Source organism: Saccharopolyspora sp. NPDC002376 (assembly GCF_053593195.1).
Genome location: NZ_JBSFBZ010000111.1, coordinates 1 through 8,888 on the forward strand (window position 1 = coordinate 1; position 8,888 = coordinate 8,888).

Sequence of the window (8,888 nt, forward strand, 5' to 3'; positions counted from 1 at the left end):
CCTGGTCACACTGGCGCCGACAACGCCAACTCCAAGCCCGAACCAGCCACTACCGAAAACGCGGCTACCCCTGAACTGCCGTTGCAGTACTAGGCCTCAAATCGTTGTCTGCCAAGGCATCGACGCGACATGCTGTTCCGTGCATGCCGGCGCGGAGACCCGGAATCTGCTTAGTCGATCAGCGTTCTTGCCGACGGTCGACTACCACGAGGGATGGTCATGGGGGAGCAGTGTTTCGAGGGATGATCGAGACCCCGCTCGTGGCCGCGCAGGCGCCGTTCGGCACCGATCCCAGGCCGCTGGTGCTATGTCTGTTGCGGCAATTCCGATGAATCGAAGATGATCTGTTGGGAACGCTCGAATTTCGAGGCTCCGGTCTTGGAATTGCGCGGATCGCATCGTCCAGTTGTCGCCCGATCATCGGGTGCGGTCAACGCGAGGAGGAAATTATGAAGAAGTGGGAAACTCCGGAGTACACGGTCATCGAGGTCTGCGCTGAGGTCACCGGTTACTTCTACCGGGGCTGACGTTCGGGAGCGAAGTGCCGTGTTTCTCACTTTGTCGTAGTCGCGTCGGGTGTTGGAATTCCGCAACGCCGGCTACGCCTGTGGTGGCGCAAGGCTCCTTATCCGGCAAGCGGATCGCGCTGGGGTCTTGCGCCGCCCACCGAACGAGGATCCGGCAGAGTCGTTCGGAGTTTCAAGCTCTCCGGTCGACACGGTCGAGGTGCGTGCGTGGAAATCCGCAGAAAGGACCTGTATCGATGGCACGGTCCACTCATCGAGTACGCGCGTGCAGCCTTCGTGAGATTCCGCCCGGGACGGCACGGCGACTGGGCACCCTTCCCCGGATCGCGATTTTCAACGTCAACGGAACCGTATACGCCGTTGATGATGTTTGCACGCACGAGTTCGCGGTGCTCAGTGAAGGTCACTTCGACGGAATGTCGGTGGAGTGCTCGGTCCACATGTCGCGGTTCGACGTGCGCACCGGGGAGCCGCTGTGCTCGCCTGCAACGGAGCCGCTGCGCACGTACGAAGTCGAGGTGATCGACGACGATGTGATCGTGCATATCGAAATCGGCAGCAACAACCCGCCGCGCAGGTGATCGGTGATGTCCTGTGCCGGGCTTAGTGCGTTTTCATGGGGGCCATTCCCGTGCCCGGCGCAATCCTCGGTCGTGGTGAGCCCCGACTGCTGGAAATGGTGCCGGTTCAACGTCGTCTCTTGGCGAGTTCGGAGTCGCGTAAACTATTTCAAACGGGGTGGTTTCGGGTGGCTATTGAATTTCTCCCGCTTGTGGCTCTGGCCTTTGGTCTCAGTCTCGACAACTTCCGGTCGTCGATCGCCATCGGTACCATTCCCTTCGGCTGGCTCCGTGCTGTGCAAGTTGCCCTCGTCTTCGGGGCGTGGGATGCCCTGGCGCCGCTGGCAGGAGGATTCGTCGGCTATTACCTGGGGGAATTCATCGATGAGGGTGCGGATTACATCGGCCCTGTCGTGTTGGGGGCATATGGGCTGTATCTTCTGGTTGGGGCATTGCGGAAGCCCGAGCCGGAAGAGGTGGATCATCCATGGGTGACGCTCTTCGGCATGCCGCTATCGCTGAGCATCGATAATTTCATCGCCGGTGCCGGGTTGGGGTTTGCCGGGTTTTCGCTCGTGGTCCCGATGATGACTTTCGGTGCGGCGACGGCGATCATGTCATTTGCTGGATTGTTCCTCGGACGCATGGTTGCCAAGGTTGCTCGGATCCGATCCGACCTGTTCAGCGGCATCTCGCTCATCGGCGCCGCGATTGTGCTACCGCTGGTATCCGCCTGAACCCCGGGCACTAGCGCCGGTAAACGTGGTTGACGCTAGCCATGCGTTCGAGCCTAGCCCGGGGCTTTCGCGTGGGCTGTTGTCCAGTGTGTGTCTTGGATGGGAAAAGGTTCTCTGAGCTGCGGTCCTGCTGCAGTGGGACGACGAAGGAAACGACCGTCAGCTGGCCCTGGACCTGTTCGACGCCTTCGGCTCCGAGGAGAAGACGCTGCACGCCAACATGGGCGGGCACACCGGCGTCCCGCAGTTCGAGGGGGACGACGGGAACCGGTTCTTCGCCCGGCACCTGAAGTGAGGCCGGGTCGTCAGGCCGTCAGCAGACGATAGGAGCTGTCGGCCGAAGCGCCCTGACTCCTGAGGTGGTCTTGTTCTCGGCCGTGCCGGCTCACCGCCCCACACCATGGCGTGACGTTGCTCCAGGGCTTCGTCGACGGCTGTGAGGGGGGCGATCAGCACCATGTCCCGGCGCGGGTCGGCGACGAGCATCACCGTGTCGCCGATGCGGATGCCGCCCGGGTCGGGCTGCAGGATCACTGCTCCGGAGGTGACCCGGATGGTCAGGCTCTGACCGGGGTGCCACTGCAGTGCGTGCAGGAGAGGCGCGGCCGGGACTCGGCCGGAAGCATCGATCCGGGTCATCCCATAGGTCGCCAGGAGCTCGCGGCGTTGGGCGATGACCGGCAGCGGAAGGCTCCGCCGCTCGCCGCTCCCCGCTTCGACGGGAGAACCCGAGCCGGTGACCTCGGGCGGCACCAGGCCCGTGACGATCTGCTCAGCCATGGCCACCACTCCGATGACCAGCGCAGACCAGGCGAAAACAAACCTGCAGAAACCAAAACTCGCGACAGCCAAAAGGCGGCCGCGATACGGTGTTCAAGCACTTGCTACGGTGGGGAAATCTCACCACTTTTTGTGTCCGAGGGGCGAGTTGCACACTTTTCACCCGCCTTCTGCTTCCCGAAATTGGTTGAGGCAGGGGCTTTTTCTGTTCCAGCCTGTCCTGCCCGGAGTCCACATGGGACGCCTTGGCTGGACAGGCGGATTTGGCTTGTGAACTGAGAAAATGTCGGCTGGCCCACGCTCTGGACAGGTTCTGTCGGGTGTCCCGAGATGTGCCCGAACGGCCCGTGGCATACATGGCGGTGCTCGTTTCGGGGACACGGCTACCTGTCCCGCCGCAGCTTGTGACGAACGTCAACGTCCCGGTATGGGAATTGAGGAGGGAAGCAGATATTCGTTCCTTGTCCGATTCGAGGTCCATGATGAGATTCCTGGTGGTTTGCGCCACCCAGGAGGCTGTCGGGTGTGTGCTGGCGCCCAGGACCCGTCGGTTGGCGTGCTCGATCACTGCGAGCACGTACATCCTCGCCCCGGACAAGGTGACCGTCTCGAAGAAGTCGCACGCCAGCAAGGCCTCGGTCTGGAGCGTAGAAAGTCCGCCTACGTGCTGGAGTTCCGTTCGGGTGTCGGATCGATGCCGGCCCGACTGCACGATCTCCCAGACGGTGGACGCGGCCACCTTCGTCCCTGGGACCAGCAGTTCGCTGGGAAGTCGGCGGTATCCCAGTTGGGGTTCTCCTGGGTCAGGCGCAGCACCAAGGCCGGGACGAAGCGGACGGTGTGTGACCGGCCAGGGCAACACCCCTTCTACTCGCAGTCCCGAGCCCTTAGATGCGCGCATAGACACTGTCTGGCCCGTGATACGTGCTGCAGGGCGGCTCAGATACACCGACATAAGCCTGCTGGACCATCGTACGAGCGCGTCCGCCGTTCGCAGTGCGTACGGTCGGGACCAAAGGCTGTACCGCGTAGCGAGCGTCGCCGACAACCTTGGGGGGTCGGGCTTTGTCTGGGGGCAGCCATGAAACACCTCATCGTCTGCTGTGACGGCACTTGGAATTCCCCGCAGGACGAGACGAACGTGCGTCGTCTGCACGATGCGCTGGCCGATCAGAACGCCGATGGCGCGCAGAAGACGTGCTACGTGTCGGGGATCGGCACCACCGGTTTCGTCCCTGTCAACGTCGTCGCCGGGGCGGTAGGGCTCGGGCTGGACTCGAAGATGGTCGAGTCCTACGACTTCTTGGCCCGGAACTACCAGCACGAGGACATCGATGGTCGTGCGGACCATATCAGCTTGGTGGGCTTCAGTCGCGGCGCCTACCTCGCGCGGAATTTAGCGGGGCTGCTGACGACCTACGGGATCGAACCCCTTCCGCACGGCACCGGCGAAGACGACCGCACACTCGCTGAAAACGTCTATTCCGCGTACCACCACAACACCGACAACGCGACGGTGTGGCGCCGCTGGTTCCACCGCAGGTTCGCGCATCCTGTCCAGGTCCACTTCCTCGGAGTGTGGGATACGGTGGGATCACTGGGCATTCCCGCGGAGTTCGGCATCCTCGACACACTCGACGCCAGCAAGTACCGGTTCTACAACACGCGTCTCAGCGATCGCGTGATTCACGCTCGCCATGCCGTCGCACTCGACGAGCGACGCGGCCCGTTCGCCCCCACGCTCTGGACCTCTCGAGTCGACGCGAACGGTTCGACCTTCCGGCAGGTCTGGTTCCCCGGAAACCACGGGAGCGTGGGGGGTTCCAGCCGCGAGCAGGCATCCGGTGCCAGCACAGGATGCCTGTCCGACGTCACGTTGCAGTGGATGGTCGACCAAGCCATCGAATGCGGCATCGCCTTCGCTCGGATGCAGCTCACCCCGGACCCCACCGGCAACTTCAGGGAAAACCTCAGGAGCTTCTATCGATACGTCAATCCGCACCCGCGCGCGGTTCCACAGCTCACCGGGAACAGGCACGATGCCACCCGAGGCGAGATCCACGAATCCGCGCTCCAGCGCGTCAAGGTCGTCGAAGGCTACCGGCCCCAGACGGCGCTCATCGGAGATCCGCCGCAGGCCAAGGCTCTGGTCATGGCACGCGAACCGTGGAACGACACCGGCATCTGGCTCACCCCGGGTACTTATCGGCTGTCAGCACGAGGCGAATGGTCCGACAGCGGCGCCAGATCCGGCCCTTCGGGAACGCGAATGGGAGGAGCGCGCCTCCCTGCCCTCCTCCGCGGAGGTATCCGGGCACTGGAGTTGCTCCAAGCAGGAATCCGGGCAGCCACGAGGAACGATCAGGCGCGAGTGTTCGGCACCAGACGCGTCTGCACCGACAGCGACGGAAACGAGACCCCCTGGATGTGCCTGGTAGGCGTGATCGCCGACGGCGCCCTCGACCCGCACACCGAACTCCAGCAACCCCACACGACCTTCAAGATCGGCGATGGCATCACCGACTTCGAAGTCTTCCGCCCGGGCTACCTCTACTCCTTCGCCAACGACGCCTGGGGGTTCTACTTCAACAACGCCGGAGCCGTCGAGCTCACCGTCCACAAGCTCAACCGGACCCACGCCTGATCAACACTTCTCCGCCAGGCCAAGCATGAGACGTCGGCAGCTGCCACGAGATAGTGACGAATTCCCCATATGCACGGGCGGTGTCGGCGGCGACACTGGGTTGGGCGAGGAAGCTCGCGCACCGAGGTTCTGGGGTGAGCGAACGGTAAGCACTGAGAAGGTGTTCGTGTCGGCCAGGTAGCCCAGCACCAGGTGCGCGGGCTCGGTTCGGCCCAGAACCTCGAGCGCCGCCGCGGTGACGGCGTCGCGGATCTGGGCCGGCGTGGGCCGGAACCGCCTGCCCAGGTCGGCGGCCCAAGTCCCTGGTGCCGAGTAGGGCACCAGGATGTGCCTCCACACCGCCTCGCGCAGAGTCGGCTGCGGCATCGGTAGCTGCACGCTGTTGAACATCAACCCCTGCATCACCTTCGGAGTCTGGTGGCGCTTCCGTGCGCCTTGGCGACTGCGGTCGTGTCCCTCGGCGACGTACTTGGAGTTCTCATCCATCATTGGTGGTGTTCTCGTTTCCCGATGCGAAGGCGCTGGACAAAGCCAACAAGGGCGCTATTTTGCGCAGCGGCGGAATCCCGGCCTGGGACGTTCGCCCCTGGTTGGGCACCTGCGTCGCCGACCACCCTGAATTCGGCGCCAGAGCGTGATGCCGCCCGGTGGTGGACAACCGAGCAGTTTCCCGCACTCACCGCAAGGAAGAGGGCCTTGGTGCTGGAGTTTCTTCGCGTGCTGGGGCGGTAATTGTATGGGGGTTCTCGCACTGGAGCGCTCGGGAACGAGCCTGGCAGCCCCGACGACGCAGCCCCCGGCACTTCGTGGACTGCTGCATCAATATCGTGGAAAACGACTTCGGGCACGGTCCGTGACCGGTATACCCGAGAGTTTCGGCTTCGTAGCCGAAGGAGCACAGCAATGAGACGAACAAACCGCTACACCGGCGCATCATGCAGCATCCTGCCACAGTACGTGCTCGCCGACCTCGCGGTGCGGGGTGATGAGGAACTGCGGGCGACCGCACTGCGCACTATCGGGACATCGATCGCAATGCGCACGAAGCGCACTGTCATCACGCAGATGTTTCAGCAGCTTGGCGTCACCTCGACGGACCTGGCCTCGCTGAATCCGGCGACGGAGGAACGCAAATCCGTCTACGATGTGCAGCACGGCGGGCACGAGGACCTCCCCGGCGTCCTCCGGCGCAGCGAGGGCGGTCAACCAGTGGACGACGAGGCCGTGAACCAGGCGTTCGACAACGCCGACCACACCCACGACTTCTATCGCGACGTGTTCCAGCGCAACAGCGTCGACGGCGAGGGCATGGAGCTCATCTCGAGCGTCCACTTCGGAACCGGGTTCGACAACGCGTTCTGGAACGGGCTGCAGATGGTCTACGGCGACGGCAGCGGCCGCATCATGGCCAAGGGCAGCCTGACCCGGGACATCGCGGTGGTGGCGCACGAGATCACCCACGGCGTCGTGCAGTTCACCGCTGGTCTGCGCTACAACAAGCAGTCAGGTGCGCTCAACGAGTCCACCGCCGACGTGTTCGGGTCGATGATCAAGCAGTACATCGCCAAGGAGACCCCGGATGAGGCAGACTGGCTGATCGGTGAGGGCATCCTGGGCAGCGAACTGAGAGGCGAGGCGCTGCGGTCGCTGAAGGCACCGGGCACGGCCTTCGACAACGATAGCCAACCCGCACATATGGACCAGTACGTCGACCTGCCCGACGACAACGACCCACGGCATGACCACGGCGGGGTGCACATCAATTCGGGCATCCCGAACAAGGCGTTCTACCTGGTGGCCACTAGGCTCGACGGGTACTCCTGGGAGCAGGCCGGGCACATTTGGTATCACGCGCTGACGACGCAGATGCGGCCGAACACCAACTTCAAGGAGGCCGCGGAGGCGACCACGAACTCCGCGGTGGAGCTCTACGGTGCTGGGCACGACGCGGAGAAGGCGGTGCGCTCGGCGTGGAAGGAGGTCGGGGTCCGCTGAGAGTCTCGATTGTTCGCGGCGGTGGGCTGGCCGGTCTGGTCATCACCACCGCCGTCGACACGTCTTCGCTCACCGAGGAGGACGCCGCGACGTTGCGGGACCTGGTCCGCGCCGCCGACCTGGAGAACGTTCCTCCGAGCACGACAGCGGCGATGCCGGACGCCCAGTCCTACGAAATCACCGTCGAGAGCGGGGAAACCAGCCGAACGGTCGTGCTGACCGAACGCGACTTGTCGGGCGCGGTGCGCTCCCTCATCACCTGGATCGAGTCCGTCCCAGGCCACGAACGGAGCATCCGGCCACCCGGCTGACCCGGGAGTGCTACCGGGAAGATGGCAGAGCGGGAGATGTACGCGGCAGTGCCCGGTTCGTCGCCGGATACCGGGATCGCACTAGACCCTGCTGACGTCGGACGATTTCGAAGTCTGCCGAGGCCACGCCAGCGGCTTGCACAACGCGGTGGGTTCTCTTCGCGGGGCCACCCCGCCGCGGTGTAGACGCGGTACGAGATCAGCTTCGGACGCCGTATCCAGCGGCATGATCCACGGTGGGAGCAGCTGAACCTCGTTGAGCCCCAACCTGCAGGTGGTTCAGCTGAGTCCCACACCGCAAGGCGGCTCTTACAGCGACGTCTTGGCGCACGGCTACGTTCACCGTGAGCTTGTACCTCCACTGCCGTCCCCGCACCAACCTCCCCAAATGACTGCAGTCATGAATTTCTCCTACGATCGATCCTGCCACGTGGCTTACCTTCTCCGGCACTCGGTTTGGTTTTCGTCCAAGCGGCCAGGCAAGAGAAAACGGCGGTCATCAAGCCAACAAATTGGGTGGCGAGCCCGATCCACATCGGCACCGCGCCCGAAGTGTTGAGCTGGAGTTGAGCATCTGCCTCGATGGCCACCGGATGTACCGGTGCACGGTCCTGCTCCGGTCGCCCCATACCCTGCGTGCCTGTTCCGCCGTCACCGCTCCCTCTGCCGGGGGCGGTTTTCGTGACTTCAGGCGTGGGGGTCGTTTCCTCGGTGGTGTAACTCGTCGTTTCCGTCGTGCTCTCTGTGGTGCCGCTCGTCGTTTCCGTCGTGCCCTCGGTCGGGGAGGTAGGCTCTTGCTGACTTGGTGGTGGCACGGATACCACTGGTTCTAAAGTGATGACGCTGGCTCCGGCAGTGGTGAGGACGAACCCCACAAACAGCACACCAAGCCCGAGCATCAACGACGACGCTTGGATAGTCAGCACAGCAGGAAAGCCCCCAGTCGACCTGTATCCCATGCGGCAACCCTACGAGCCGATTTGAGCTGGATCACTGGTATCCAGCGGGGGGTGGGGGCTGCCCAGAGTTCGGTTGTCACTTGGGGTTGACTGGTGTCAGGCCGCGTGTGCGGCGGTATAGATGGTCTCAAACTCGACCGGGGTGAGTTTGCCCAGGCGTCGTTGCCGGCGTTTGCGGTGATATTTGGTCTCGATCCAGGACACGATCGCCAGCCGCAGTTCCTCGCGGGTGCGCCACCGCCTGGTGTCGAGAACGTTCTTCTGCAGCAAGGAAAAGAAAGATTCCATCGCGGCATTGTCCCCACACGCCCCGACCCTGCCCATGGATCCGGCCAGCTGGTGGCGGCGCAACAGTCGCCGGAACTTCTTCGACCG

Annotated in this window: 9 protein-coding genes and 1 pseudogene; 7 read left to right on the forward strand and 3 right to left on the reverse strand. The window is 63.6% G+C overall.

Annotated features, from left to right (window positions below):
- The first annotated feature begins 763 nt into the window (after positions 1–763).
- The 4 genes and pseudogenes from ACWCO2_RS36280 (at position 764) to ACWCO2_RS36295 (ending at position 5,248) form a co-directional block, all read left to right on the forward strand.
- Positions 764–1,108 (forward strand): bifunctional 3-phenylpropionate/cinnamic acid dioxygenase ferredoxin subunit, encoded by a 345-nt coding sequence (locus tag ACWCO2_RS36280; RefSeq protein ID WP_450132332.1) that lies wholly within the window; start codon positions 764–766, stop codon positions 1,106–1,108.
- A gap of 167 nt (positions 1,109–1,275) precedes the next feature.
- Positions 1,276–1,824, forward strand: coding sequence for a manganese efflux pump MntP (locus ACWCO2_RS36285; protein ID WP_450132333.1), 549 nt, complete (start codon positions 1,276–1,278; stop codon positions 1,822–1,824).
- Between the two features lie 124 nt (positions 1,825–1,948).
- Positions 1,949–2,119, forward strand: a pseudogene (locus tag ACWCO2_RS36290) (alpha/beta hydrolase); the annotation flags it as partial.
- A gap of 1,566 nt (positions 2,120–3,685) precedes the next feature.
- Positions 3,686–5,248 (forward strand): DUF2235 domain-containing protein, encoded by a 1,563-nt coding sequence (locus tag ACWCO2_RS36295; protein WP_450132334.1) that lies wholly within the window; start codon positions 3,686–3,688, stop codon positions 5,246–5,248.
- Here ACWCO2_RS36295 and ACWCO2_RS36300 read toward each other — a convergent pair whose 3' ends face one another.
- A complete protein-coding gene (locus ACWCO2_RS36300; protein WP_450132335.1) occupies positions 5,249–5,734 on the reverse strand; it encodes a hypothetical protein in 486 nt (161 codons plus the stop codon).
- A 2-nt stretch (positions 5,735–5,736) separates the two neighbouring features.
- On the opposite strand from ACWCO2_RS36300, the gene ACWCO2_RS36305 reads away from it, so the two are divergent.
- From ACWCO2_RS36305 to ACWCO2_RS36315, 3 genes are all read left to right on the forward strand, one after another.
- Positions 5,737–5,886 carry a hypothetical protein gene (locus tag ACWCO2_RS36305; protein ID WP_450132336.1) on the forward strand — a complete coding sequence of 50 codons (150 nt, stop codon included), beginning with the start codon at positions 5,737–5,739 and terminating at the stop codon, positions 5,884–5,886.
- Positions 5,887–6,151: 265 nt separating this feature from the next.
- A complete protein-coding gene (locus ACWCO2_RS36310; protein WP_450132337.1) occupies positions 6,152–7,243 on the forward strand; it encodes a M4 family metallopeptidase in 1,092 nt (363 codons plus the stop codon).
- Entirely contained in the window at positions 7,219–7,554 is a 336-nt protein-coding gene (locus ACWCO2_RS36315; RefSeq protein ID WP_450132338.1) for a protealysin inhibitor emfourin, read from the forward strand. Before ACWCO2_RS36310 ends, ACWCO2_RS36315 begins: the two co-directional genes overlap by 25 nt.
- A gap of 398 nt (positions 7,555–7,952) precedes the next feature.
- On the opposite strand, the gene ACWCO2_RS36320 is transcribed toward ACWCO2_RS36315, so the two are convergent.
- Positions 7,953–8,513 (reverse strand): hypothetical protein, encoded by a 561-nt coding sequence (locus ACWCO2_RS36320; protein WP_450132339.1) that lies wholly within the window; start codon positions 8,511–8,513, stop codon positions 7,953–7,955.
- Positions 8,514–8,609: 96 nt separating this feature from the next.
- Positions 8,610–8,888: IS3 family transposase (locus ACWCO2_RS36325; RefSeq protein WP_450132340.1), on the reverse strand; the 279-nt coding region annotated here is incomplete at its 5' end.